The sequence below is a fragment of the Pollutimonas subterranea genome (assembly GCF_002849655.1).
GTDB lineage: Bacteria > Pseudomonadota > Gammaproteobacteria > Burkholderiales > Burkholderiaceae_B > Pollutimonas > Pollutimonas subterranea.
In genome coordinates, this window is sequence record NZ_PDNW01000008.1 from 91,975 (window position 1) to 118,738 (window position 26,764).

Genomic DNA, 26,764 nt, shown 5'->3' on the forward strand with positions numbered 1-26,764 from the left:
CGCGGCTTATGGCGCGATAACGATATCGACGCCCTGGGCGCTGATCGCAGCGAGCGTCTCGGCATCCGACGCCGCATCGGTAATCAGTCGCTGTACGTTGCTCCATGACGATATCCGGAAACTGGCAAACGCGTGCAGTTTGGTGTGGTCGGCCATGACGGTGACGCGGCTTGCCGCGGCAATAAAAGCGCGGTTCATGGCGGCGTCTTCGTTGTCGCGCATATAGATGCCACTCTCGGACACGGCGTGCACGCCGAGAAACGCTTCGCGTATCTGGATGTCCGGGAAGCGGTCACGCTCAGGTCGCTCGATAGTGGCCTGTTTGCGTATATCGAGCCTTCCGGGCAGCACGTACACATGAGCCCGAACGCTTTGCCCTGCTACCGTGGCTACAGTCAGACCATTAGTGATGACGTGCAGATCCAGGTGACCGCGTAACGCCTGCGCAAGCGCATGCGTGGTTGTGCCGGCATTTACTAAAATGCTATCGCCATCCGAAATGTACTGAGCGGCGCACTCTGCGATCGCGGCTTTTTCTTCCGCCTGCTGATGGTGGCGCTCGGGGTAGCTGTACATTTCATAACGCGCGTTGCCCTCTGCCAGAACCTCCTGAGTGGCAACGGCGCCACCGTGGGTTCTCTCGAGCAGCCCGCGTTCCCCAAGCTCAAGCAGATCGCGCCGGATAGTAATGGGAGAGGTGGAGAATTCGGCCGCCAGATCACGCACAGTGACCGCACTGGTTTGCTGCATCAGGACCAGGATGCGCTGTTGTCGTTCTGCTTTAAGCATAGTTCTAAAAGATGTCGGTAGAAAAGAACCGCATGAGGATAGTGCCATACGTTAGCACAGCCGGAATGATCGAATATGATTGTTTTATGAACTAGAAATCGGCAAACCATTCATTTTAATGTCATATTCGATCATTAAAATGCATGACATGAACAATCAATTTACCCCAAAATCGATCATCTTCGATCTCGACGGAACACTGCTGGATACATGGCCTAGCCTGCATGCAGCCGTTCTTTCCTTCGACCCTGATGGGCGAAGCCGGCTGGATCCGGAGGCCCTGAGGCGCCGGCTTAGCGACGGCATCGGCCCCATGCTGTCCCTTGCGCTGGCCCAATTGAATCGTGATGAACTAGGGGCACGTCGCGATTACCGCTTGCTTTCCGAAATCTATGAGCATGACTGGCTATGTACCGCGACGCCCTTTGAAGGCAGCCAGGCCATGCTGCATGAGCTCAGCACCGCCGGTTTTCGGCTTGGCCTTTGTACAAACCGTGACCCTGCCACCACCGCTGAGCTGCTCGGGCATCTTGGGTGGGACGAATACTTTGCCGCCAAAGTGTGCCTGGGCGACTGCGAAAACGCCAAGCCGCATGCGGATCCTTTGCTAAAGACACTCTCTCTGCTGGCATGTACCCCGGCCGACGCCTTGTTTGTTGGCGATTCTCATATTGATGCATCGTGCGCGGCGAATGCAAACGTGTCGTTTGTCGCGCATCTAGGTGGCTATCACGCGCACCGCAACGACCTTGACCCCTGTGTAATGGCCTTCACCCACTTCTGGGAATTGGCCGACTGGATCGGCCAGCATCGTCCTGCCTTAACGGAATCATGAATGATGGATATCAAACTCACTGATGTGACGAAAACCTATGGTGCGACGACCGTGCTGGACAAGTTGACGTTGACCATCAAGAAAGGCGAGTTCCTGACCCTGCTGGGCGCGTCCGGTTGCGGGAAGTCGACGCTGCTCAAGCTGCTGGCTGGACTAGAACTACCCGATACCGGCGAAATCCGGAAAGGCGACGTAAATCTGCTTGCGCAGACACCGTCCGAACGCGACTGCGCCATGGTCTTTCAATCGTATGCGCTCTATCCACACATGACCGTAGGCGACAATATCTGCACGCCGCTTTACATGGGCACGATGAGCTTCACGCAACGTCTACCGGGCGCGCGCTGGTTCAGTCCTGGCGCACGCAGTCGCGTTCGCACCGCCCAAGAGCTTGGCCGCAGGGTCGCCGAAATCCTAGGCATTGACCACTTGTGGTCACGCAAGCCCGCCGCGCTGTCGGGCGGTCAACGACAGCGCGTGGCGCTGGCCAGGGCCATGGTGCGACGCCCTTCGCTGTTCCTGTTCGACGAGCCGCTGTCCAATCTGGATGCCAACCTGCGGCAGTCGCTGCGCGCGGAAATCCGGCAACTGCACGACGAGCTGGGCGTCACATTTGTGTACGTGACGCATGATCAGCACGAAGCGATGTCGATGTCTGATCGTATTGCAGTCATGAAAGACGGTCGTATCCTCCAGCTTGGAACTCCGACCAACATTTATGATGAACCGCAGCACCGCGATGTAGCGGCGTTTGTCGGCGCGCCGCGCATCAACTTCCTGCCAGTTGCACGCGACGGCAATGACAGGCCGGCCATTCAGGGACAGCCACTGGAGCAATTGCTTCCGGCAGCGGTGGCGGAGGTGGGCTTTCGACCGCACGCCGCCAGCCTGAAGCGGCTCCCGGATGCGCTCAAGGTGAGCGGGCGCATCGTTCTGATGGAGTACACCGGTGCTGAACGCATCGTCACCATGGTGACGCCCGAGGACGACAAGATCACGCTGGTCGTCGACGACGGGCCAGGACTGCGGGTGGGCGAAAACTTGAGCGTCTTTGTGCCCATGGAACAGTGCCATGCCTTTGACGCCGACGGACTCAGGCTGGTACCGCTATGCGCCGCCTTTTCTTGCGCCGCGTAGGAGAAAGCGATGCATATCAAACGTAACCAGCTCGCGCTGCTGCTTGGCCCCAGTCTGGTACTGACCCTACTGTTGCTGGTGGTGCCCTTGGTCGTCGTAGCCGTGATGTCGCTCACCGACTGGCAATTTGGTGCCAGTGCGTGGAATTGGATCGGCCTGGAGAACTATGTGGAGCTCTGGCAAGACGAGACTTTTCAGAAGTCGTTCTCGAATACGGTGTATTACCTGATACTGGTATCGATCGGCTCTATAACCATCGGACTCGGCGCCGCTCTTCTGATTGAGTCGCACACTTCGCTGCGAGGCTTTTATCGCACTGTTTACTTCATGCCGGTTGCATCCACCCTGATCGCCATGGCGGTAGTGTGGCAATTCCTGATGCACCCCAGCGCCGGCTTCATCAACCAGGTCATTGCCTGGTTCGGCATCGCACCCCAGAACTGGCTGAAGGATTACGACCTGGCGCTGGGATCGCTTGCCGTAATCGGTACTTGGCAGATGTCAGGTCTTGCCATGGTCATGTTCATGGCTGGGCTGAAGAACATTCCGGCGGAGCTGCGCCAGGCCAGCCTGCTGGACGGCATGACCAATCCGGTAGACCGCTTGTTCCGGCTTATTTTGCCGCTGCTTGGGCCTACCACCCTTTTTGTAGTCACCGTGTGCGCCATCCGTTCCCTTCAGGTGTTTGACATCGTGCATGTCCTGACCAGTGGCGGACCGAACAAGGCAACCGAGGTACTGCTGCACTCCATTTACAACGAGGGCTTCGGATTCTTCCGAATGGGGTATGCCTCTGCCATGACCGTGATCTTTGTGGCCTGCATTTTCGTGTTGACCCTCGTCCAACAGGCGGGCATGGAAAAAAGGACGCATTACGCATGAACTCGCCAACTCAACCTTCCCTGACCTGGCGCATCGCGCGTCATGCCATTCTCATGACAGGCACCATCATTTACCTGTTTCCCTTTATCTGGATGCTGTCGACTTCTCTCAAGCCGGCGGACGAAATCTTCATGAGCGGTTTCCATCTGCTGCCGCAGAAATGGGCCGCGGTGGAAAACTACACGACGGCTCTCACCCAAGTTCCGCTGCTGCGCTATCTGTTCAATGGCATCGTCGTATGCGCAGGCATTCTCATCCTGCAGGTGCTGGTTGCCTTGCCTGCCGCTTATGTGTTTGCCAAGATCGAATTCCGCGGCAAGCACCTGGCATGGGGCTTGGTGATGCTTTCTCTCATGATTCCGTTTCAGGCAACGGCAATCCCGCTATACATCCTGCTTTATCACGCAGGTTTGCTGGACACGACAGCGGCGCTGATCATTCCGTTCATTGCGTCGGCGTTCGGCATCTTTCTGATGCGCCAGTTTTTCCGGGGCGTGCCGAACGATCTCATCCATGCCGCGCGCCTTGACGGGATGAGTGAGTTCGAGCTTGTCTGGCGCGTCCTCATGCCGGCGGCCATGCCGGCACTCATCGCCTTTTCCATCTTTTCGGTCGTCTGGCATTGGAATGATTATTTCTGGCCGCTACTGGTGATCAACACGATGGAACTGGCGACGCCACCCCTTGGCACGATGTTTTTTATGAACGAAGAAGCAGGCACGAACTATGGCCCCCTCATGGCGGGCACGGTCATCATCACGCTGCCCCTGCTTCTGTTTTTCCTGGCGGCGCAAAAGCGCTTTATTGAAGGTGTAACCCTGACGGGTGTTAAAGGTTGAAGGACCAAGCATGAAACGATTTATTATTTCGGGCCTATTGGCTGGACTTTCACTGACCAGCGGCATGGCCACTGCAGCGAAAATCGAGTTGATCGTCGACTATCCGTATCCGGACGTATTTAATTCCGTACACGAGGAACTAGCCAAGCGCTTCTCCATAAAATTTCCTGATTACTCCGTTAAGTTCCGTGCACCCACACCTGAGTATGAGTCGGCGGCCCAGCAGGCGCTGCGTCATGCAGTGACAAATCAACTGGCGGATGTCTCCTTCCAGGGTTTGAATCGGCAGCGCGTGTTCGTAGACCGCGCTATCGCCGTGGACCTTACGCCATTCATCAAGGCCGAACAGGATTGGGACAAACGCGGTTATAGCGATTCGCTGATGTCGCTGGGCCAGGTTAATGGCATTCAATCCGGTATCGGCTTCTCGCTCTCGACACCGATTGTCTACTACAACAAGGACTTAATCAGCAAAGCGGGCGCCAACGCCGAGGATCTGCCCAAGACTTGGGACGAGATCATTGCACTGGCCGACAAATCCCGCTCAGTCAATCCCGAGACTTACGGTATGCATTACGATTGGGAAATCACCGGCAACTGGCTCTGGCAATCCATGGTGTTTTCCAAGGGCGGCCAAATGTTGGACGACACAGAAAAGAAAGTCGCTTTTGACGAAGCCATCGGCCAGGATTCGATCGCTCAAATGGGCCGCATGGTCAAGAACGGCACCATGCAAAACTATAACTACAACGAAGCGATGCAATTGTTTGTAAGCGGCAAGATGGCGGTGTTTTCTTCATCCACGTCGCGCCTGTCCGGCATGGAGAAGCAGATTGGCGACCGCTTCAACATGGTCACTGGTTTCTTCCCTGTCTATGGCGAAAATGGCCGGGTACCGGCAGGCGGCAACGTGGCCATGATGTTTACCAAGGATCCTGCGCGTCAGAAGGCCGCATGGGAATATATCAAGTTCGTGACGGGGCCTGAAGGCGCGGTCGTCATGACGAAAAACACGGGCTACTTCCCGGCCAATACGCTGCCGATTGAAGATCCAAATGGTCTGAAGGGCTTCTACGACGAGAATCCCAACCAATATACCGCTGTGAAACAACTGCCCTGGTTGACTGGCTGGTATGCCTTCCCCGGTGAAAACGGTTTGAAAATTACCGATGTGATTCTCGACAACCTGCAAACGGTGTTCGACAAATCAGCCCAGCCACAAGCTGCGCTGCAGAATATGTCCAAGGAAGTGCAGAAGCTTCTGGATCGCTAAGGAAAACACAGCATGAAATTTATACATCTAACGGATACGCACCTGGTAGCAGGCGGCGGCGACCTGTACGGCAGCAACCCGAAAAAACGCCTGCAACAAGCCGTGACGCATTTTATGGCGCATCAGCCTGACGCCGAGGCACTGGTGATTACGGGCGACCTGACGCACTATGGCCAGGCAGATGCGTATGCTCAATTGCGCGAGGTGCTGTCTTCGGTGGACAAGCCGATATATCTCATTCCGGGCAACCACGATCATCGGGACACGCTGAAAGAGTACTTTCCATCCATTGAGTGCGATGGAAACGGCTTTGTTCAGTATACGAAGGAGTTCGGCGACTACCTCGCCATCTTCCTGGATACGAATGAGCCTGGAGTATCGTGGGGCACCTTCTGCGGCACGCGCGGCGCATGGCTGCGTGAACAGCTTGAAGCCTCGACCAAGCCTGTAATGCTATTTATGCACCATCCGTTTTTCCCGATCGGAATTCACAGCATGGATGCCATCTCATTGCGCGAGACGACGGCGTTCCGGGTTGCAATCGCGGGGTTTGAACCCCGGATCCGGCAGGTTTTCTTCGGGCATATTCATCGCCCAATTACAGGCTCGTACCAGGGCATGCCCTTCTTTACCCTGAAAGGCACCAACCACCAGGTGGCGCTGGAGTTGCACGCCGATGCCGATGAAGGGATCCCCGGACGTCAGGAGGCGCCGCAGTATGCAATCGTACAGTTAAGCGCAGAGCAAATCCTCATACACATCGAAGACTTTCTCGAGGACAGTCCGCGCTTCACGCTGAAGGGTTAAAGACACACACGCCTTGCCTAACGCGACGGAAGCTCGCGCGCCGGATGGCCCTCGTATGTCGGCAAATAGTGGCGCGGTAGTGGTCCCTTGTTGCGCCCACCCTGTTCTGATTGCTCCCAGGCGTGGGCGAGGATGCCAACGGATCGTGAAAGACAAAACAATCCGCGTGCGAGCGGCGCAGGGAAGCCTAGCTCAGCATAAATAACTGCTGTCGCTCCGTCGATATTCATGGGGATGGATTTTCCCTTCCTGGTCGTCAGTTCATTCTCTATCGCCCGCGCTATTCCAGCAAACTTACCCGATACCACCCCTTTTTCAGCCGCGTTGTCGACCAATTCCAGTAAGCGCGGTGCACGCGGGTCAACAGGATGAAAACGATGCCCAAAACCGGATATGTACTTGCCATGCTCCTGGATAAATTCATCCAAGGCCCGTTGTGTGGCATCGATTTCACCCATGCCTGCTTCCCGGTAACCCGCAACGCTCTGGTAAAGGGCAACAGCCTGTTCGCCCGCTCCGCCGTGCACATCGCCTAGTACATTTACGGCGGAGCCCATGGCGTTGTTCAGTCCGACCCCGCAGGTAATCGCCATGCGCGCGATCGCGATGCTTGGCGCCTGCGGACCGTGATCGACGCCCGATACCAGGGCGGCTTCGAGCAAGTCGCCCTGCCCGGGTCCCGGCAAATCTCCTCGCAGCATCAGCCAGATCATCTCGGCAAATCCGAGATTGCCGATCAACGCTTCGATCGCATAGCCACGATACCGGATGCTGCCTGGCTTCATATCGATAATTTCAGTGCGCCACCAATTCTTGCTGGCCGTACCGTCGTCTATTTCGGTCACGCTCATACTGCCCCCTTTTTTTTGACCGGCACTCCTGCGTTTGATGGCAGAGAACCCTGGCTTCTACTTGATACTTATATTGCCATCCTTGATGATCTTGGACCATTTGGCCGAGTCATTGGCGATCAAGTCGTTAAACTCTTCGGTCGTCCCCCCAAGCACCACATTGCCTTCTCCCATGATCTGGTCGCGCAGGGCCTGGCTCTTAAGGACTTCATTGATCTGCCTGTTCAATATCTCGATGACTTCCTGCGGCGTGCCTGCTGGTGTCAGAATGCCGGTCTTGGAGGCCGCTTCGAAACCGGGCAATGTGTTGGCCAGCGGAGGTACGTTCGGCAACTGGGGAATAGGTTCCAGGGTCGTAATCGCCAGCATGCTGATCGCGGGATTATCAACCTGAGACATTGCCGCGGGCGTCGAAGTAAAGAAGGCATCGACTTGACCGCCCAGTAGATCGTTCATGGCAGGCGCAGCGCCCCTGTACGGAACATTCAGCAGTTCAATACCTGCCTCGCTGGCGAAAAAGCGACCGGTGATATCGCCCACCGTGCCGGTGCCGGCATTACCCACTGTCAATTTGCCCGGATTGGCTTTGGCGTAATCGACCAGTTCGGCCACCGTCTTGTATGGCTTGTCTGAACGAACCACCAGGACCATGGGTTGGGATGCGACTGAAACCACCGGGGCAAAGTCCTTGGCCACATCATAGGAAATATTGTCGTAAAGATAAGGATTGATTGACAGGTTCGAGGTTTGCCCCAAAGCAATGTTGTAACCATTCGGCGTTGCCCGGGCGAGTATTCCCATACCAACGGTGCCGCCGGCGCCTGGACGATTTTCGACGATCACGTTCCATTTGAATTTTTCCGTCAGGGCGTTAGCAACGAAACGGGCCATGGTGTCGGTGCCTCCACCGGGCGGGAACGGCACCAGCAGCTTTATGGGTTGGCTGGGATAGGTGCCGGTGCCCTGGGCTACTGGCGCAATGCCTATGACACCCACCATTACAGCGGTAATGGCAACAAGCTTTCGCAACGTAATCATGATATCTCCTGGTCGTTATGTTTGTTCTTCGAAAATAAAAAGTCCCTTTCGGGCAACCACTAAACTGGTAAACCTTTTGCCCGCAATACCGCGTTGAACCGTTCGGGATCCGAGGTACCCTGCTCATTCGCCAAACGAATCGACTGCTCCTTCTTCAAGTGCGCCTGCACACGCGGCAACAAGGCTTCTACCTCGTCTGCAGGAATGCAGATCACACCATCGGCGTCGCCCAAAATCAGGTCGCCCGGCCCTACCACCATACCCGCGCACGCTATGGGCACATTGATCTGCCCCGGCCCTTCCTTGCTCGGCCCCCTGTGGGTATGGCCTTTTGCGAAAACCGGCACCCTGCCATCCGCCCACTCAACCAGATCGCGAATCGCTCCGTCAATGACAAAGCCGCCTATTTTCTTGGTCATGGCGGTCGTGCGCATCAAGCCGCCGATCAGGGCCTGGGTAAGGTCTCCACCGCCGTCGATTACAATAATGTCGCCGGGCTGAGCCATCATGAGAGCCTTGTGTATCATTAAATTGTCGCCAGGCCGAACCTGCACGGTAAGCGCGGGCCCGCACAAGCCCTGCTGCAAGTTGTTGTGGTAGGCCTTCAAGCCCATGGCGCCCAGCGAACGACCCATGCAATCGCCAGCGACCGCGACGGGCACGTCCACGAACGAGCGAAGCACGCTGTCTGGAACAGTCCTGGGCATCTCATTGATGCGATAGCCTTGTGGCCATTCTCCGCTGGTCGACATGTCTTCTCCTGGTAGATTCAGTGATCGAAACTTTTAATATTGACGACCTTGTCGGCAGACAAGGTTCCATGTTTCAAATAACCCAGAACGTTATTTACCGCCCCCACAGCCATTGCGCTTAACGCGGCCGGCGTCGAACCGCCCACATGCGGGGTCAGGACAACGTTCTTCATGGTCAACAGTGGGTTGGACGCTGCCATCGGCTCATTAGCAGTAGTATCCAGCCCCGCTGCTGCCAGCTTCTTGCTGGCTAGCGCCTGGATCAGCGCCGTCTCGTCAATCACTTCACCCCGCGCCGTATTGATCACGATTGCCCCGTCAGGCAATAGCGCCAGTTGCCTGGCGCCTATCAGCATGCGTGTACCGGAGGTGAGGGGAAGATGCAGACTAAGCACGTTCGACCGTCGCAACATGGCGTCCAGGTCAGTCATTAGCTCGACATCCTTTTGCGCCTGTCCGGCCTGTGCATAAGGGTCGTACGCCAGCACGCGCATGCCGAGGGCATTGCAGAACGAAGCCACCAACCGGCCTATCTGCCCATAACCCACCAGCCCGATGGTGCTGCCCTTGAGCTCCAGGCCATCTTGCAAACGCGGCCAGCGCCCGGCCCTTATTTCACTATCCATATACGCGATGCGCCGGGCGGCGGCCAGCATCAAGCCCAACGTCATTTCGGCAACAGACTGCGCATTGGCTCCGGGCGTCATAAACACCGGAATGCCGCGTTCGGTACAAGCCTGAACGTCGATATTGCTGACCCCCACGCCGTGCTTGGAGACGACTTTCAACGTTCTGCATCCTGCTATCGCCTGCGCAGACAGTGTCACCGTCCTGGAAATAACCGCATCGACACTCTCGTGCCGGAGTATTTCTTCAACCTCCGCGGCATCGGCGTCGCCTTGCAGGAAAAGTACCCTGCACCCTTCCCGCTCCAGCAAAGCAATGCCTTCAGGACTTAGCGTACGAGCGGTAACTAAAACGGTATAAGGCATGGGAAACAATAGTCAGGAAGCGATATGTGTCATTAAACGCAATCCCTGATATAACTGTCTATTCAACAATAGTGATCCATCAATTACCGTGAGCAATGAATTACGCATCGACATACGCGATCTACGCTATTTCGAAACAATCGCTGCACTGAAACATTTGGGCCAGGCCGCCGACGTACTGCATCGCAGCCAGCCGGCCCTCACCAAATGCGTACAGCGCCTTGAAGCGGAGCTGGGCGCTGCCTTGTTCGAGCGCAAGGGCCGTGGCCTGGAATTGACTGCGGTAGGCAAAGAGTTCTATTTGCGCGCCGCGAAGATCCGCGAAACCCATGATCGCTATCTCAGCGACATGAAAGACTTTATTGACGGATCAGCAGGAAAAGTACGCGTGGGTTGCGGACCAATCACTGCCGATTACCTGCTACCCATCATTTGTAATCTGGCTTTAAAGCACGCCCCCAATGTCGCGCTGGAGATCACTATCGGCACCAACTATTTCCTGAAAGAGCAGATCCGGCAGGAAAGACTGGATTTGATTGTAGGTGTGGTGTCGAACGACAACGAGTTCGTCACCCAGGCGTTTATCGACGATATCGTCGTGGTCGCCGCGCGCAAAGGACATCCTGTCTTCGATATAGCGTCTTTGGACCTGGAACATCTTTTGCATTACCACTGGATCTTGCCCATGCCACCGATAGAAAGCCGCAAATGGCTGGACAATCTCTTTGCATCGCACAAGCTCTCCAGGCCGATCGCGCACATTGAAACCAACTCTCTGCCTTCTATCCATGATTTGATCGGCGGTACGGACTTATTGTGCTTTTTGTCCCGATTAACGCTGGATCACCCCAAGACCCGCGGGCTGTTGCAGGAAGTCGAGCTTGAAGAAACGACCATGGCGCGCCAGTTGGGAATTACATATCCGCACGGATCCCTAACGCCGGCCACGCTGCAGTTGATTGAACTGTTGAATCAACACCACGCTTAATGCCAGCCGGCTGGCTGGCTGGCACTCTCTTCACACAGCCGTTACAGCGGGCTTCAAGTGATAGGACTTCTTGTTGGTCAAGTGCTCGCGGATATATTTTTCTGCCGCGTCGGCATCGCGCTCAAGCAAAGCCTTGACGAAGCGCTCATGGTCGGCGACGCCCGCGGTCCATTCGTCGCGATCCAGGTTGGACTTATAGCGCAAAGCCTGGACTTGCAGATTCAGCCGCTCGTAGGTGGCCGTAAGCGCCGGATTATGCGCAGCACGGCTGATGGCCACATGCGTTCCCATACTGGCCACGAAGTAGGCCTTGATGTCCTGGTTTCGAAATCCTTCCAGCATCCGCTCATGCAGGGACGCAATTTCCTGCAGTTCCTGGTCGGTCGCGCGCTGCACCGCCTGGCGTATGGCCAAGCCTTCCAATACGGCCAGGACATCAAAAATATTCTCGATATCGGCAGGCGAATGCTCGATGACCACGGCTCCCCGCTTCGGCTGGATGCTGACCAGACCATCAGCGGAAAGGATGCGATAAGCCTCGCGTAGCGGCGTGCGTGACACCTTGAGCCGGTCACAGAGGTCGCGTTCGTTCAACCCGGTGCCCGGCTTCAACGTGCCATCCGTAATGAACTGTCGCAACTTATCGGCGACGACCGCCGCGAGCGTTGGATGGTGAATCGCCAAGGGATCTGGGCTCGAATCGGCGTCGTTGTTAGCGGTGGAATCAGGGTAAACCATAGGTGCACAGTAATCAGAAAAAGGATAACTTGGTATCTGGTATACCAAATACCAAGTGTACCCAATATTTGTCGAATGCTCATCATAGAGCAATGACGTTCCTCGCGAATCATCGTAAGACACTGGTCCGTGTGGCAATACATCAACCCGAAAGATGGAGACCGAACAATGATCAAGAAAACCCTGTGCGCACTGATAGGCACAATCGCATTGGCGCAGGCGGGCGCCGTGCATGCTGCCGATGAGGCTTTTCCCAACAGGCCCATACGCTTGGTAGTCGGTTTCGTGCCGGGCGGCGGGACCGATGTGTCCGCACGCATTATTGCCCAACGCTTGTCGGAAGTAATCGGCGAGCAACTGGTAGTCGAGAACAAGCCTGGCGCCTCCGGCCTGATCGCTGGCGAAATGGTGGCCAAGGCGGCTCCGGACGGTTATACGCTACTGCTGGCCAATATGCAGTCCACTGTCTCGGCGCCTCACATGCTGCCCGTCTCGTACGACCCGGTCAATGGATACACCGCCGTGCGCTACATCGGCTCGGTGCCCAACATTCTGGTGGTGAACCCGACCAAAAATGATGTGAAATCACTGAAGGAGCTCAGCGATCTGGTCAAGGCCAGTCCAGGCAAATATACCTATGCCTCATCAGGCATGGGCAGCCCCCAGCATTTAAGTGCCGCGCGCTTTTCACAGATTACCGGCGCAGAGATGGAGCACATTCCTTACAAGGGAAGCGGACAAGCCATGACCGACCTACTGGGCGGCCAGGTTGACATGAACTTCGATACCTTGCCGGGTGCGATTGGCCAGGTCCGGGCAGGCAAGCTGCGTCCGCTGGCGGTGACCAGCGCCAAGCGCGCCGCCTCATTGCCCGACGTGCCGACGTTGGCCGAAGCCGGCGTCAAGGGCATGGATGTAGAGCAGTGGTATGCGGTGCTAGCTCCCGCCAATGTCCCGCCCGCAGTTCTGGCCAAGCTAGACCAGGCGCTCAACGAAACCTTGAAAGACCCGGGCGTGTCATCGAAACTGGCTGAACAGGGCATGGTGGTTGGCGGAGGCCCGGATACGCCCGCCGATTTCCAGACTTTTATCAAAAGCGAATATGACAAGTATGGCCGCATCACGGCAGACCTGGGATTGAAGAAGAAACCCTCGTAACGTAACAAGACGGAATAGCGACATGACTACAGCATTAGCACAAAACCCATATCTCCTGGTTGACCGGGATGACGGGATCGTGACCATTACGATCAACCGTCCCGAGAAACTGAATGCCTTCACCATCGATGTCTGGCGTGATCTCGGAACCAACTTCCTGGCCCTGTCCGAAGACGACTCGGTGCGCTGCATTATCTTGCGGGGCGCGGGGGAAAAGGCCTTCTCGCCGGGCAACGACATCTCCGAGTTCGAGACCTCCCGTTCGAACAAAGAGCAGGCGGTGCAATATGGGCAAGTGATGCGCCGCACGATCGAGGCAATAGGTAACTGCCGGCACCCGGTCGTGGCGCAAATCCATGGCATCTGCGTAGGCGGCGGCATGGAAATCGCCAGCCTGGCCGACGTTCGCATCTGCGGCAGCAGCTCCCGCTTCGGTGTGCCCATCAAGAACCTGGGCCTGGTCATGTCGTATTCCGAGCTCGCCCCGCTGGTGAAATTGGTGGGTCCGTCCACTGCCTTGGCGGTCTTGCTGGAAGGCACTATTTTCGGTGCCGACAAGGCGCTGGAGCTAGGTGTGGTAACTCGCGTCGTGTCCGACGCGGACGTTGCCGCCGAAGCCCGAAAGACGGCGGAGCGCATTGCCGCTGGCGCCCCTTTGGTGGCCCGCTGGCATAAAAAGTTCATACGCCGGCTGCTGGCCGGGGGCGAACTCACCGACGCCGAGCGGGACGAGGCTTTCGATTGCTTCGATACGGAAGATTTCCGAACCGGCTACCGCGCCTTCCTGCAAAAGGAAACACCCAATTTCACAGGCCGATGAGAGGTAAGATTGCATGAACAAGAATGAAACTGGCTCCAACCGCGGTGCGCTGGCCGGCATGCGCGTGATCGAGCTGTCGCAGATAATGGCCGGCCCCACTTGCGGCATGATGCTTGCCGACCTGGGCGCCGATGTCATCAAGGTGGAAAAGCTGGAAGGCGGCGATGACGCACGCCAGTACCGCGACCCGCTGATCAACGGCGTTTCGGCGCCCTTCCTGATGCTCAACCGCAACAAGCGGGCGATTGCGCTCAACCTGAAGAGCCCCCAAGGCAAGGAAGTGCTGCTGCGCATGGTGCGGGATGCGGATGTGATTACAGAAAACTTCCGCAAGGGCACCATGGAGAAGTTGGGCCTGGGCTACGAGACGCTACGGAAAGAAAACCCTGGGCTGATTTATTGCGCAGTGTCGGGTTACGGCCTTACCGGCCCATATGCCGACAAGGGGGGGTTCGACTTGATTGCCCAGGGCTTTTCAGGCCTGATGAGCATCACCGGCGAACCTGGCGGCCCGCCGCTACGCACCGGTAACTCCGTCGCCGATATTAACGCCGGCCTGCTGGCGGCGTTCGGCATACTGGCGGCCTACCAGCACAAGCAAAAAACAGGAGAAGGCCAGGTCGTTGAAACTTCGCTCCTGGAGGCCAGCCTGCAACAGCTGTATTGGCACGCCGCCATCTATTTCGGTACCGGACAATCCCCGGGCGCCACCGGTTCGTCCCATGTTCTCACGGCTCCCTACCAGGCATTCCCGACTGGCACAGAATGGATCATTATTGGCGGGGCCAACGAAAAGAACTGGGTCCGGATTGCCGAGGTGCTGGGTCATCCAGAATGGTGCGAAGATCCGCGCTTCACGCGCAATACCGACCGCATGCAGAATCGCCCTGCACTGGTGCAGGAAATGAGTGAAATTCTAAAGACGCGCTCCGCCGAAGAATGGCTGGCGGCATTCGACGAAGCGGGCGTGCCTGCCGGCCCGGTGCATTCTATCGGAGAGGCTCTTTCGCATCCGCAGACCCTGGCGCGCGGCATGATCGTCGAACAGGAACATCCGCAAGCCGGACCGACGCACACCATAGGCATGCCCGTGAAATTTTCGGCCACACCGGCACAGTATCACCGCGCCGCGCCGCGCCTGGGCGAAGACACGGTGCAGATACTGGGCGAATTCGGTTATAGCGCCGATGAAATCGACGCCTTGATCGAAGCGGACGTTGTGCGTGAAGCGAACGCAGTAGCTCCATCCTACTCTGCGACGTAGCCCGACTCTTTGATAATTGGTTTCCACGTGTCCAGGTCGTTTTGCAGGATGTCGGCTAACTGCTGATGCGACCCGCTTTGTGGAATAAAGCCAATTGGAACAATGGCCTTAGCGACCTCAGCAGTTCTACCCACATTGTTGAACGCCGTTTCCAGGCGCTCAATCAATGCGGGGTCAGCGCCGAGGGGCGCGAAGATCCCCATCCATCCCGATGCTTCCAAATTCCCGTAACCCAGCTCACTGAAGGTCGGCACGTCTTTGAGGATGTCCAGTCGCTTGGTTCCGGTGACGGCCAGCACTTTTACGTCGCCCGTAGCGACGTATTCCGTGATGATGCCAATGGCATCGACCGCCGCTGGAATGTGTTGCCCCAGCAAATCGTTGAGCAACGGGGCGCCGCCGCGATAAGGCACTGGCGTCATCGTTATCCCCTTCTCCTTGCCTACCGTATAGCCGATAAAATGCGGCGCACTGCCCGCGGCCGGAATGCCGAACATTCCATACTTGCTGGGATTCTCGCGAACCAATTCAACGTATTCATCCAATGTCTTTGCCGGCGTGCCTTTGCCCACTGAAAGGATATGCTCGAATTTTGCAATAACCGCTACCGGTGCAAAGTCTTTTACCGGGTCGTATGCCACTGACTTTATGGTAAGTGGAAGCGTCGACATCATGTGGTTGTTGGCGACGAGCAGAACCGACCCATCTTTGGGCGACTGCAGGAAACCCTGTGCCGCAACCTGCCCCCCCGCGCCGGCCCGATTATCGACGACGACCGAAACACCTAATTCAGCGCGAAGTTTCTCGGCATATATCCGTGCCACGGCGTCAGCGGTCCCGCCCGCCGGATAGCCGACCACCAGCTTTATGGGATCCGGCAGTGTTATTGCAAGCGCGCCTTGAACTGAACTCAATGCCACGACACTGGCGCACGCCAAGCTAAACAGAACATTTGTTGCTTTCATGGTTATTCCCCTCTGATTAACGAATTTTTTATGGTTTGACGCGTATGCCGGCCTTTGCGGACACATGGCGACGATGCAGCTCGGCCGCTACGATGACATCCTCGAAGGCGAGCCCCAGTGACTTGAACAAGGTGACCTGATCTTTTGATGTGCGCCCTTTTTCCGGGTGGACGATGACTTCGCTAAGTTCGGTAAGCGGGCTGTCCTTATTCAAATATCCATCCCGCATTGCGTTCAGGTATTCACCCGATTCACGCTTGGTAGATGCCGCAAGATCGACAAACAGCGTGGCGGCGGCCATGGTCGCGCCGTCGATTTCGCAATACGAGGGAGTGCTTGCCCCCATGGCCGTAATGTGAGTGCCCGGCTTTATCCATTCATTGCGTAATACCGGCACAGCGGAATTCGTTGCAGTCACCACAATGTCTGACGCGGCTAGGGCGGATTGCACATTGTCGGTCGCCTCGACGGCGAAGGTGCTTCTGTTTCCTGCGTCACGCGCAAACTTCTGCGCGTTGCCGATGTCGCGCGATACGACAAACACCTTGGTCAGCGTGCGAACCGCGGCAATGGCCTGCAGTTGCCAGAAGGCTTGATGTCCCGTACCGAACAACGTAAGCGTGGAGGCCTCGGGATTGGCGAGCAAAGACGTGGCCAGTCCCGTCACAGCGGCGGTCCGCAGCGCCGTTACACTGCATGCATCGAAGATGGCCAGTGTCTCGCCCGTAAGGCCGCTCATGAGCATGACACTTCCCTGGTGGGGATCCTTGCCTATTCGTGTGTTCTCGGGAAACAGCGTACCTATCTTCGCACCATAGACCGGGATGGAATAAATGTCGGGATCATCCACGCAGGCAGGCATCAGGCCCAGGAATCCGCTACTTAACGGTGACTTGATAATGGTGCGCAAAGGTTGGTCAATTCGCCCGTTGGCGAGCGCAACAAAGCCCTTTCTCATCAGGCCGATGCCGTCCTGCATGGATATCGCCGCATAGACGTCCGCGGCCGATGCCACCAGTACATCTGCCGACATCACACGCCCCCGTTGGCCGCGGCTGCGCCCAGGTGTTTCATGTAGGTGGCCGAATCGGTGTTCGTACCGCACAGCAGGACACCTACGCGTTTGCCCCGCAGCTCGTCACGCAAGGGGTGCAGCAACGCCGCTGTCGCCACCGCGCATGCGGGTTCGATAGCCAATTTCAGCTCCGAAAACAGTACAAGCATCGCTTCGCGGATCTGGTCTTCCGATACGGTTGTAAGCGTATCGATGTTATCTCGGCAGATTTGGTAGCTGTACGCATCGGTGTGCGGCGCCATCAGACTGTCCGCAATACTGCTCATGGCGCCAATCTTCTGGGGCGCGTTGGCGTTAAAGCTGAGTGCCATGACGTTGGCGCCCTCCGGCTCCACGCCATAAACCTTGCATCCCGGTGCCATAAGCTTAATGGCGCTAGCCACGCCGGCCGCCAGACCGCCCCCGCCTATCGGGACCAGCACCGCGTCAAGGCCCGGCGATTGTTGCATCCACTCATAGCCCAGCGTGGCGGTACCGAGCACGGTCGGGTGTGTGCTGAAAGGATGGATGAACGTCATATTCTCGGTGGCTTCGATCTCACGCACGATATCGAAAGCCTTTTGGCCGTCATCGGCAAAGATGATTTCGGCGCCGTATCGCTTGCACAAACTGACGCGCGCCGGGCTGGCGGTCTTGATCATGACGGTCTTCGCCTTAAGCCCCAATTTGTGCGCGACATACGCCACCGCAACGGCGTGATTCCCCGCGGAAACGCAGGTCACTCCCTTGGCCTTCTGTTCATCCGACAAACCCAAGACATTCGTGAACGCGCCCCGTGCCTTGAATGTGCCGGCCACCTGGAACAGCTCAAACTTAAAATTGATCACGGTACCCTCGGCGAACCCCGGCAATACGTAATCCAGCGCGGGAGTTTCACGCACATACGGCGCAAGTTTGCTGTGCGCTTGCGCGATGGCGTCTATTGTCAGTGGCGGCGTTTGTCCAACGGTCATGAAATTGCTCCGGTAATAATTGAGTAATGCTTGTCTGTGGCGCCAAGGCGTCAACCGTGGCTAGGCGGCCTGGCTATTGATAAGCGCGATAAGAAATTTCTCGCATTGATCCAACTGCTCAAGGCTCACGTATTCGTCAGGACGGTGGGCCTGTTCGATATTGCCCGGTCCGCAAATTATCGAGGGCACGCCGGCCGCCTGAAAAAGGCCAGCTTCCGTTCCATAGGCCACTTTACGGATCTCAGTGTCGCGGGTCAGGGCGCGCACCAATTGCGTGATGGCCGCGTCCTCGGCGGCGTCCAATCCGGGGGATCGGGCCAATTTCTCGATATCGATTTTGGCGGCGGCGTTTTCCCGCGTCATGCTGGGCATGATGGTGCTGTCGATATAGTCGCGCACCTGCTGCAAAATGGTTTCCGGCGACGACCCGGGTAAATTCCTGTATTCGAACTCGAATTCGCACAGGTCAGGCACAGTATTCAATGCAATACCGCCTCGTATCATGCTGGTTTGCACGGTCGTGTAGGGAACGTCGAACGCATCATCGTAAGGGCCGTTGGCCTTGATTCCGTCAGCGATATCGCGAATAGTGCAAATGATACGCGCTGCATACTCGATGGCATTCAAGCCCTTGGGCGTCAGCGAAGAGTGAGCGGCATGGCCATGCACACGGCAGCGGTACACATTGATGCCCTTATGCGCAACAATGGCGCGCATGCTGGTGGGTTCGCCAACAACGCAGCCACTCGGGTTGACCCCTCGATCAATCAAATCCTGAATCATGGAAGGCGCCCCAACGCAGCCGATCTCCTCATCGTACGAATAGGCCAGGTGTACAGGATGTGCCAGCCTGGTTTGCAGCATGCGGGGGACGAGCTGAAGCGTCACGCCAATGAACCCCTTCATATCGCATGCGCCCCGGCCGTACAAGTTGCCATCGCGCAACTCCGGCTTGAAAGGATCACTGGTCCAGTGCTGGCCATCCACCGGCACCACGTCTGTGTGACCGGATAACACGATGCCTCCCGTGGTTTCGCCTGTGGCGCTCGGGATGGTGGCAAACAAGTTGGCCTTTTTGCCCGTCTTGTCGAACGTCAGCGTGGATTCAATGCCTTGGCCGGAAAGGTAATCCTTGATGTAGGCAATGAGGTCCAGATTCGAATCGCGGCTCGTCGTATCGTATGAGATCAGCTTCCGGGTCCAATCGACTGACGTGCTGGGAAATGTGGTGGATGACTCATTGGGTTGCGGCATAATACTCATCGGAAGCTCATGGGGTAAGCGAATAGAAGGCATAACAATAGGCGTAAATTTTCACTTATGAAAATATATAATTTAAATTTCTATTCAGTATTTAATAGCAATTAACTATGGTAACTGTCAAAGCAAGGGAGACCTCGCATCGCGAAGAAGACCGTGTTCTTACCAAGCATGAGATGGGCAACAAGATCCGCGTTGCCCGTAAGGACCAAGGGCTCACGCTGATGGACCTGTCGCGACGGTCCAAAGTCTCGCTGGCCTCACTGTCCAAGGCAGAGCGGGGATTGATTGCGCTCAGCTATGAAAAATTCCTGGCGGTGAGCCAGGCGCTGGGCATGGACTTGTCTGACCTCTTCAGGAAGACCGCGGCACAGGAAAAAGGCGGCGTAGTCGTTGATCGCGCCAACGACGCCGTCATTTACAGGGCCAACCGGTATCTCTACGGAATGTTGGCAACCAAATGGCCGCAAAAGAAAATGACGCCCATGTACGGCCGGGTAGAGCCCGGTGCACCCATCGATGCTTCCGACTTCAGCAAGCATGCGGGGGAAGAGTTCATATTTGTACTGGAAGGCAGCCTGACGATGGAGTTTGAAAACGGTACGTCGCAAACGCTCGACAGACACGATAGTATTTACTTCAACAGCGCATTGGGCCATCACTATCTGTGCGCTTCGCCCACGGCGGTCGAGATCCTGGTGGTGTGCCTGAACGATGGAGAGTCAATGCCTACGCCTATGCCGATGCAAGACTGAGGCGCAAGCTGTACATCATGGCCGCATTTGCGAAATAGGAAGTGTTCGCTGATACCTTCCGCACCGCCGCCTATTCCGCAATATGCCCAAGATTCTATTGCGGCTTGATGTCTGCCGTTTTCACCACACCGGCCCAGTAACGGTGTTCTTCGGCGATGGTTGCACCCAGGGCCTGAGGCGCGGCATAGCTGACTTCGGACCCCTGCTTGGCCAGGCTGGCCTTCAATCCGGGGTCCGCCAGTACCGCTTCAAGCGCCGTCGACAGCGTGGCGACCACTTCGGTGGGGACGCCCTTTGGAGCGAAGAGACCGAAGACATTGTCGGCGACGACATTCTTTACGCCCGCCTCTGCCAGCGTCGGCACATCGGGCAACAAGCTGACGCGCGACGTCGATGCCACCGCCAGGTACCTGATCTTGCCCGCCTGCACCATGGGCATGGAACCCGTCACGCTATCGAACATCATCGCCGACGAGCCGTTGGCCACATCAGGCAAGGCCTGCGCGCTACCCTTATACGGGATGTGCATCATATCGAGCTGGTTGCCGGCGACGAACAGTTCGGACTCCAGGTGCGATAACGTGCCCGTCCCCTGGGACGCAAAGTTGTAGGTGCCGGGCTTTTCCTTCAGATAAGCGAGCAACTCGCCCACACTCTTGATCGGCAAAGACGCAGGCACGACAAGCGCATGCGGCGCGAAACCTACCTGCCCTATAGGTACAAAATCCTTGAGCAGGCTCACTTCCTGTTTGGGATAAATCGCGGCGGCGATCGCCTGATTGGTGGTGGCGGCCAGATATAGGTTATAGCCATCGGTTTGTGCGCGCGCGGCAGCCGCCAAGCCGATGGCGCCGCCAGCGCCCGGACGATTCTGGACCACCACCGTTTGTCCCAGATTGTCTGATAGGCGCTGTCCTACAGCGCGCGCCAAGGCATCGGTCGCACCCGCCGGCGGGAACGAAATAATGACTTCTATCGGTTTTTCGGGATAGGCGGCATTTGCGGTGAATGCCATGGCCAGGCCTCCGGCCAGGGCGACCGATTTTGCGTAGGCATATATTGCTTTCATAGCGACTTCTTCCTTGATCGTGAAACGTGACTGACAAAATGGACCCTATTGCTTGACGCAAGGGCCGTGCCAAGTCTCTCGATAGCGACGAAAACGCAGCATGCAGCGCTATAGATGCTTGTTTTATAGCGGAAAAATATCTTTTGAATACGATATGCGTGCGGCCGGTTCGCATCAAACCAGGTGGAAGCCGATGCGCGCCATGCTGCGGCGCACCAGTACGGAGCGCCACGCAAATTAACGTAAGCCGATCAAGCCGGTGACAACCATCGCCCCAACAACTGGTTGACGTCCTGATGGCGCTCATATTGGACCCAATGGCCCGCCCCCGGCATGATGCACCACCCACGCTCAGGGCGCTCATCAGACAGCCGTTGCGCTGCCTCCACAGGATGCGCGGTTACATCGTGCTCACCCCAAAGCATCAGGAGGGGCATGGACAGGTTTTGCAGGGCGCTCGTTAAAGCGGTCGAGTGCGAGAAATCCTTGCTGCGATATCGGGTGGCCAGTGCAGCGGTTTCATGAATGGCAAGCGCCAACGCGTCGACGGAACCGGGTTCGTGCAGCAGGAACGACTGCAGGTTGTTTCGAAGGGCCGCCCGCCTGGCCACGGCGTCGTTGAGCCGCCAATTGACAAGCGCCGTCTTCTGTCGCCGCGTCCCGCCATGGCCGGCCGGGCCGAGTAACGCCATTCGCGTCACGCCGCCCCGCCGCGCAGCCAACTGCCCGGCGGTCAATCCACCAAAGGAAAACCCCGCCAGGTCTATAAGCGTCTGGGCGCCCAGCAGCGTATCAAGATTGCCAGCCAACGTATCGACCAAGCGGGCTTGCCGTTGCGCGTCGTGGCGATCACCTACGAGGTCTTGTGAGTCGCCGAAACCTGGCATATCGGGAACCCATACCGAATGCGTGGCTGATAGGGCTTCGATATTGCGTATCCAATGATGCCAGCTGCCGTGCCCTCCGTGCAGCAACACCAAAGGCGGGCCCTGGCCCCATTCGCGCCAGCGCACGGTACATCCCTGATAGGACACATCGTGCCGCCGGGCCAGTGAATCAATGCGCCGGATCGTATCCAGTGCATTGCTCTCGCCCGATGACATAAGCTGGCAGTCCATCACTAGGCCTCCAGTATCAGCGCATCGACCGCGATCACACCCTGGCCGTGGGGCATGATCATCATGGGATTCACTTCCGCCTCGATCACACGCGACTCGGGGCGGATCGCCAGTTGCGACATTGCCGAGACAGCATGCGCAAGGGCGTCAAGGTCGCCCTTCTCTTTGCCTCTGAGGCCGGTCACCGACTTGAGCGCGCGTACTTCGGCAATCATCTCGTGAGCCGTATCAACAGAGACAGGCGCAAGGCGTATGCTGCGATCCCGTGCCAATTCGGCCCAGATTCCACCAGCGGCAAGCATGATGATCGGCCCCGCATCCGGGTCAACTCGATATCCGACGAGGACTTCCGCCAGCCCGCGGCGCATCGCTTGTACGAGCACCTCATCGCATTCGATGTCAGGCGCGTGCATCGCAAGATTGGTCCGTAGCGTTGTGAACGCCGCTTCCAACTCTTCTGCGTTCCGGACTCCCAACACGACGCCTCCGACCTCTGTTTTATGCGGTATCCGGGATGAACATACCTTGGCCACCACCGGGAAATCGAAAGGCAACGCCGTCGGTTTTTCCGACATGGGCATGGTCAAGGCTGGGGCATGAGGAACGCCGAGCGTATCGAGCAAGGCATAAGCCTGTGCCTCGCTAAGCGTATGCGCTGCATCATGATTTAAGCCTGCGTTTACCGTGGCCGGGGTGCCGGGGACACGGCGCGCCAGCACGGATGCAATGCTGTCCGCACATCCTTCGGGAGTCCGGAAACATGGAATTCCGGCCTGAGTCAGTTGCGCCAGTGCCTGCGGCGCATCGGGGACCAGCATGGCAATGAGCGGCTTTTCGTGAACGGCACTATCCATGATCGGCTTGACGGCCAGTTCCGGCTGAAAGCGCGCCGATGAGCCGACGACCGCCACGATCATGTCGAACTCCGGCGCATCAAGCATGATGTCCAGCGCTTTTTTCATCACCTCGTACTTTGTGCCTGCCAAGGTCAAGTCGAGGACGCGGCCTACGCTACCGGGCATGCCGGCGGCCATCAAACGGGCCTGTGTTTCCTGGGAAGCAGACTGAACCACGACATTGCGTATACCCAATTGATCCACAACCATGGCGGCGCCGCCTCCTGTGGTCGTGACCACGCCCACCCGGCGCGTGCCGCCCTTTGCGGGGTCCGTAAGCTTGATTCGCTTGGCCAGCGGATAGATTTCGAGCAAGGAATCGAGCATCTCGACTCGGGAAATACCCAGGTCCTTCAAGAAAGCGTCGGCAATATCGTCTTCGCCTGCCAAGGCACCGGTGTGCGTGGCCGCCATTTCGGCGGCCGCCTCGGAGCGACCCAGCTTATAGGCGATGACCGGCTTGCCGCGGCGGGCCGCTTCACGCGCAAACGCCTGCAAGTGCGCCCCATGCCGCAAACTTTCCAGGAATAGCAAATAGCCTTCAATCGCAGGATCGTCCAGGGTGGCACTGCAGATTTCACCGATACTCAGATCGACCTCGCTCCCGACCGACACGAGGCCGGCAAAACCGACGCCTCGCGCCTTGCCGCGCGACACCAGCGCGCCAATCATGCTTCCGCTATGCGAAGCCACAAATACTTTTCCACTGGGGACGTCAGGCTCGGCAAAAGCCGCATTTGCGGTCAAGACCAGGCCCGTTCGCGGGTTCACGACTCCCAGACTGCTGGGACCCAGAATCCGTATGCCGGTGTCCCGGCTGATCTGGCGTAATAGTTCCTCGCGTTGCGCGCCCTCGGGTCCAGACTCTGAAAACCCGCTGGCCAGAATAGTGACCACCTTGACGCCAATGGCGGCACACTCCCTGACTGCAGCGATGACGGACTCTGTTGGCGTGAGAACGAACACCTGGTCCGGTGTTTCAGGCAGGCTCTGAAGATCAGGCCATGCCTTCAATCCCTGAACTTCGTTTCGCTTCGCGTTGATGGGATAGACCTTTCCGGCATAACCCGAGCGTTGAAGAAACTGCACAGGACGCCCACCCATCTTTGCCGTGTCGTCGGACGCGCCGTAGAGCGCAATACTGCGTGGGTATAACAACGCCTGCGCCAGGTCCTGGTCTATGAATTTACCGGTCATTGCTTTCCCGTGGTTTCAAGTGTGACTTTTTTGAACTGATCACCCCAATGCGCCACTTCCTCTCCGATTTGCTTGCGGAATTCTTCAGGACTGTTTCCGATGAGAACGGCGCCTTGGGGTTCCAGCTTTTCCTTGATGTCTGGAGCCTGTACCGCTTCCACCGCAGCGGCATGAAGCTTTTTCACAATATCGGGGTCGGTGCCGGCTGGCGCCAACAGGGCATTCCATGAACTGGAGAGCATTCCCGGATAACCCAGTTCCCCAAAGGTCGGGACATCCGGAAGCGCGGCCAGCCGGGTCTTTCCAGCTACCGCCAAGGGCTTCACCTTGCCTGTCTCAAGAAAAGGTATGGCGCTGGTCGACGTCATGAACGACATATCGACATGGCCGGCGCTAAGATCAGTAAGTACGCCACTCGCGCCCTTATAGGGTATGTGAAGCAGCTCGATGCCTGCAAGCTGCTGGAACAGTTCTCCGGCCATGTGCTGCGAACCGCCATGACCCGTCGAGCCAAACGTTAACTTTTCAGGCGTATTCTTGGCCAGCTCGATAAGTTCCTTCAAATTGTTCACGGGCAACGTGGGGCTTACGCCCAATATCCCCGGCGCTGAAGAAATGATGGTAATCGGCTCAAAACTGGTTTCGACGTTGTACTTCTGATTCTTGTAGACATAGCCGTTCATGGTTATTGGCGAAGCAGCCATCAACAATGTATATCCGTCGGGATTCGCCACCGCCGCGGCTTCCGACGCAATATTGGACCCCGCGCCGGGCCGATTTTCCACAACAAAGGGCTGTCCCAGCTTTTCCTGCAACTTACTGGCCACCAGCCGCGCCACCAGGTCCGTGGGTCCACCGGGTTGGTAGCCCACCAGAATCCGCACGGGCTTGGACGGGTACGAAGACTCGGCCCCTACGGTTCCCGACATGGCCGCGACGAACATTGCGACAGCAGTTAACGAAATTCCACGACGATTCATGATTATTGTCTCCTGTATTGGTTTGGTCACGCTTTAGTAGCGCGTTGTGAAAAACTCTTCTGAAAAACGCCTTCCGCTATCCGGTTCTTCAGCATTTCTATCGATCCACCCGCGATCATCCAGCCACGTGTCCGGCGGACGCAATATTCAACCAGCGACTCCTGGCTGAAACCCATGCCACCCATGACTTGCATCGCCTCATTGGAAACTTCCCATCCGGCCTGATTGCAAGCCAGCTTGGCTAAAGCCGTACTCTGTGCCGACGGTAGGCCGGATTCACCCTCGAGTGCGGCGCGGTAAAGCATCAACTGAGCCTGCTCCAGCTTTAGCGTCATCTCGGCGAATTTCCATTGAATACCCTGGAATTCGCATAGCAGGCGATCGAATTGTTTGCGTATCAACGCGTGTTCGCGCGCCACATTGAAAGCATGGCGGCCCAAGGCAAGCGAGCGACTGGCATTCCCCAAGCGTTCGACGTTAAAGCCCGAAATCTGCTTCTTGAACCCGCCCGGTCCCAGCAAAAGGTTCTCAACCGGAATACGGCAATTCTCGAAGTACAGCGGCGACCACTGCTCTCCATTCATGAAATTCGACGGAGCGCCGATCTCGAAGCCCGGCGTGCCACGCTCGATCAATACCGAGCCAATTCCGCCTACACCCGGGCCAAACCGGACATAGACCAGGAAGAGTTCAGCTTCCGGACTATGCGTCGAGAATACTTTGCTGCCATTGATGACGTAGTGGTCACCATCGAGCTTCGCGGATGTCTTCAGTTCGGTCACAGCCGAGCCCGCATCAGGTTCACTCATGCCCAATGAGATCAGCTTTTTGCCCGACAGAAGGTCAGGGAGAAACCGGGCCTTCTGTTCGGGCGTGGCATATTCCACGAATGTGCGAATTGGTCCAAAGTTGCCCGCCTGCACAATGTCCGCGCTTTTAGGACATACGAGCGCAATCTGCTCGATAGCCAGCACAGCGTGCATCAGGCTTCCACCTTGGCCTCCATCCTCTTCGGGAAAGGCGATGCCGAGCAAGCCCTGTTCAGCCAGCAACGCGGCGGTTTCCCATGGGTACTGCGATGCATGGGCACGTTCAAGCGCCCCGGCGCTGAGTTTGTCCCGCGCAAAGCGGCCGACGGAATCGGCAAATGCGCGATGTTCTTCACTGAGTTCAAAATTCATAGTTACCTCTTCATCGGCGACGGTGCCGGATATGCGATGCAATCATGCGCCGAACGAGCCGACTTGAGAACTTCCGGTTGAGCCGCTTGCCATGAGGTTTTGTAATGCCAGGACCACAAATGCGAAGTTGTCCGCGATGAGCGTTCACGCGT

Annotated in this window: 26 protein-coding genes; 11 read left to right on the forward strand and 15 right to left on the reverse strand. The window is 57.2% G+C overall.

The window, feature by feature from the left end; all coding sequences use genetic code 11:
• Positions 1–6: 6 nt before the first annotated feature.
• Positions 7–789, reverse strand: a complete 783-nt coding sequence (locus CR159_RS11030; RefSeq protein ID WP_102074007.1) for a DeoR/GlpR family DNA-binding transcription regulator — start codon at positions 787–789, stop codon at positions 7–9.
• Between the two features lie 148 nt (positions 790–937).
• Here CR159_RS11030 and CR159_RS11035 point away from each other — a divergent pair, with 148 nt between their 5' ends.
• From CR159_RS11035 to CR159_RS11060, 6 genes are all read left to right on the forward strand, one after another.
• Positions 938–1,624: an HAD family hydrolase gene (locus CR159_RS11035; protein WP_158238531.1), complete on the forward strand. Its 687-nt coding sequence runs from the start codon at positions 938–940 to the stop codon at positions 1,622–1,624.
• The gene (locus CR159_RS11040; protein WP_102074009.1) at positions 1,625–2,761 is read left to right on the forward strand and encodes an ABC transporter ATP-binding protein; all 1,137 of its coding nucleotides are present in this window, start codon (positions 1,625–1,627) and stop codon (positions 2,759–2,761) included.
• A gap of 9 nt (positions 2,762–2,770) precedes the next feature.
• Entirely contained in the window at positions 2,771–3,643 is an 873-nt protein-coding gene (locus tag CR159_RS11045; protein ID WP_102074010.1) for a carbohydrate ABC transporter permease, read from the forward strand.
• Entirely contained in the window at positions 3,640–4,482 is an 843-nt protein-coding gene (locus tag CR159_RS11050; protein ID WP_102074011.1) for a carbohydrate ABC transporter permease, read from the forward strand. Before CR159_RS11045 ends, CR159_RS11050 begins: the two co-directional genes overlap by 4 nt.
• Before the next feature lie 64 nt (positions 4,483–4,546).
• Positions 4,547–5,755, forward strand: coding sequence for an ABC transporter substrate-binding protein (locus CR159_RS11055; RefSeq protein ID WP_233208266.1), 1,209 nt, complete (start codon positions 4,547–4,549; stop codon positions 5,753–5,755).
• 12 nt (positions 5,756–5,767) lie between these two features.
• Positions 5,768–6,562: a phosphodiesterase gene (locus CR159_RS11060; protein WP_102074013.1), complete on the forward strand. Its 795-nt coding sequence runs from the start codon at positions 5,768–5,770 to the stop codon at positions 6,560–6,562.
• Between the two features lie 17 nt (positions 6,563–6,579).
• Here the strand turns inward: CR159_RS11060 and CR159_RS11065 are convergent, their stop codons facing one another.
• The 4 genes from CR159_RS11065 to CR159_RS11080 are packed head-to-tail and all read right to left on the reverse strand — an operon-like array spanning position 6,580 to position 10,195.
• Positions 6,580–7,413, reverse strand: coding sequence for a citryl-CoA lyase (locus CR159_RS11065; RefSeq protein WP_102074014.1), 834 nt, complete (start codon positions 7,411–7,413; stop codon positions 6,580–6,582).
• A gap of 57 nt (positions 7,414–7,470) precedes the next feature.
• The gene (locus CR159_RS11070) at positions 7,471–8,451 is read right to left on the reverse strand and encodes a Bug family tripartite tricarboxylate transporter substrate binding protein (RefSeq protein ID WP_102074015.1); all 981 of its coding nucleotides are present in this window, start codon (positions 8,449–8,451) and stop codon (positions 7,471–7,473) included.
• Positions 8,452–8,510: 59 nt separating this feature from the next.
• Entirely contained in the window at positions 8,511–9,203 is a 693-nt protein-coding gene (locus tag CR159_RS11075) for an RraA family protein (RefSeq protein ID WP_102074016.1), read from the reverse strand.
• A gap of 17 nt (positions 9,204–9,220) precedes the next feature.
• Positions 9,221–10,195: a hydroxyacid dehydrogenase gene (locus tag CR159_RS11080; protein ID WP_102074017.1), complete on the reverse strand. Its 975-nt coding sequence runs from the start codon at positions 10,193–10,195 to the stop codon at positions 9,221–9,223.
• Positions 10,196–10,283: 88 nt separating this feature from the next.
• Between CR159_RS11080 and CR159_RS11085 the strand changes: the two genes are divergently transcribed.
• Positions 10,284–11,183 (forward strand): LysR family transcriptional regulator, encoded by a 900-nt coding sequence (locus tag CR159_RS11085; protein ID WP_102074018.1) that lies wholly within the window; start codon positions 10,284–10,286, stop codon positions 11,181–11,183.
• Between the two features lie 30 nt (positions 11,184–11,213).
• Here CR159_RS11085 and CR159_RS11090 read toward each other — a convergent pair whose 3' ends face one another.
• A complete protein-coding gene (locus CR159_RS11090) occupies positions 11,214–11,921 on the reverse strand; it encodes a GntR family transcriptional regulator (RefSeq protein WP_102074019.1) in 708 nt (235 codons plus the stop codon).
• Positions 11,922–12,089: 168 nt separating this feature from the next.
• Here CR159_RS11090 and CR159_RS11095 point away from each other — a divergent pair, with 168 nt between their 5' ends.
• The 3 genes from CR159_RS11095 to CR159_RS11105 are packed head-to-tail and all read left to right on the forward strand — an operon-like array spanning position 12,090 to position 15,163.
• Positions 12,090–13,079, forward strand: coding sequence for a Bug family tripartite tricarboxylate transporter substrate binding protein (locus CR159_RS11095; protein ID WP_102074020.1), 990 nt, complete (start codon positions 12,090–12,092; stop codon positions 13,077–13,079).
• A gap of 22 nt (positions 13,080–13,101) precedes the next feature.
• Positions 13,102–13,899 carry an enoyl-CoA hydratase/isomerase family protein gene (locus tag CR159_RS11100; protein ID WP_102074021.1) on the forward strand — a complete coding sequence of 266 codons (798 nt, stop codon included), beginning with the start codon at positions 13,102–13,104 and terminating at the stop codon, positions 13,897–13,899.
• Between the two features lie 13 nt (positions 13,900–13,912).
• A complete protein-coding gene (locus CR159_RS11105; RefSeq protein ID WP_233208267.1) occupies positions 13,913–15,163 on the forward strand; it encodes a CaiB/BaiF CoA transferase family protein in 1,251 nt (416 codons plus the stop codon).
• On the opposite strand, the gene CR159_RS11110 is transcribed toward CR159_RS11105, so the two are convergent.
• Genes CR159_RS11110 through argE form a run of 4 tightly spaced genes read right to left on the reverse strand, consistent with a single transcriptional unit; the run spans position 15,148 to position 19,419 of the window.
• Positions 15,148–16,128 (reverse strand): tripartite tricarboxylate transporter substrate-binding protein, encoded by a 981-nt coding sequence (locus CR159_RS11110; protein WP_102074022.1) that lies wholly within the window; start codon positions 16,126–16,128, stop codon positions 15,148–15,150. The genes CR159_RS11105 and CR159_RS11110 overlap by 16 nt on opposite strands.
• Before the next feature lie 28 nt (positions 16,129–16,156).
• Positions 16,157–17,161: an ornithine cyclodeaminase family protein gene (locus CR159_RS11115; RefSeq protein ID WP_102074023.1), complete on the reverse strand. Its 1,005-nt coding sequence runs from the start codon at positions 17,159–17,161 to the stop codon at positions 16,157–16,159.
• Positions 17,161–18,156: a threonine/serine dehydratase family protein gene (locus tag CR159_RS11120; protein WP_102074024.1), complete on the reverse strand. Its 996-nt coding sequence runs from the start codon at positions 18,154–18,156 to the stop codon at positions 17,161–17,163. Before CR159_RS11120 ends, CR159_RS11115 begins: the two co-directional genes overlap by 1 nt.
• Positions 18,157–18,216: 60 nt before the next feature.
• Complete coding sequence (gene argE, locus CR159_RS11125) at positions 18,217–19,419, reverse strand: acetylornithine deacetylase (protein ID WP_233208268.1); 1,203 nt, start codon at positions 19,417–19,419, stop codon at positions 18,217–18,219.
• A gap of 107 nt (positions 19,420–19,526) precedes the next feature.
• On the opposite strand from argE, the gene CR159_RS11130 reads away from it, so the two are divergent.
• On the forward strand, positions 19,527–20,171 hold the full coding sequence (locus CR159_RS11130; protein ID WP_233208269.1) for a helix-turn-helix domain-containing protein: 645 nt from the start codon (positions 19,527–19,529) through the stop codon (positions 20,169–20,171).
• Between the two features lie 94 nt (positions 20,172–20,265).
• On the opposite strand, the gene CR159_RS11135 is transcribed toward CR159_RS11130, so the two are convergent.
• The 5 genes from CR159_RS11135 to CR159_RS11155 form a co-directional block, all read right to left on the reverse strand.
• Positions 20,266–21,240, reverse strand: coding sequence for a Bug family tripartite tricarboxylate transporter substrate binding protein (locus CR159_RS11135; protein WP_102074025.1), 975 nt, complete (start codon positions 21,238–21,240; stop codon positions 20,266–20,268).
• Positions 21,241–21,491: 251 nt separating this feature from the next.
• On the reverse strand, positions 21,492–22,358 hold the full coding sequence (locus CR159_RS11140; protein ID WP_233208270.1) for an alpha/beta fold hydrolase: 867 nt from the start codon (positions 22,356–22,358) through the stop codon (positions 21,492–21,494).
• A 2-nt stretch (positions 22,359–22,360) separates the two neighbouring features.
• Positions 22,361–24,451 (reverse strand): acetate--CoA ligase family protein, encoded by a 2,091-nt coding sequence (locus CR159_RS11145; protein WP_102074026.1) that lies wholly within the window; start codon positions 24,449–24,451, stop codon positions 22,361–22,363.
• Positions 24,448–25,431: a Bug family tripartite tricarboxylate transporter substrate binding protein gene (locus tag CR159_RS11150; RefSeq protein WP_102074027.1), complete on the reverse strand. Its 984-nt coding sequence runs from the start codon at positions 25,429–25,431 to the stop codon at positions 24,448–24,450. The genes CR159_RS11145 and CR159_RS11150 overlap by 4 nt, the downstream gene beginning before the upstream one ends.
• A gap of 26 nt (positions 25,432–25,457) precedes the next feature.
• Positions 25,458–26,612 (reverse strand): acyl-CoA dehydrogenase family protein, encoded by a 1,155-nt coding sequence (locus CR159_RS11155; RefSeq protein WP_102074102.1) that lies wholly within the window; start codon positions 26,610–26,612, stop codon positions 25,458–25,460.
• Positions 26,613–26,764: the final 152 nt, after the last annotated feature.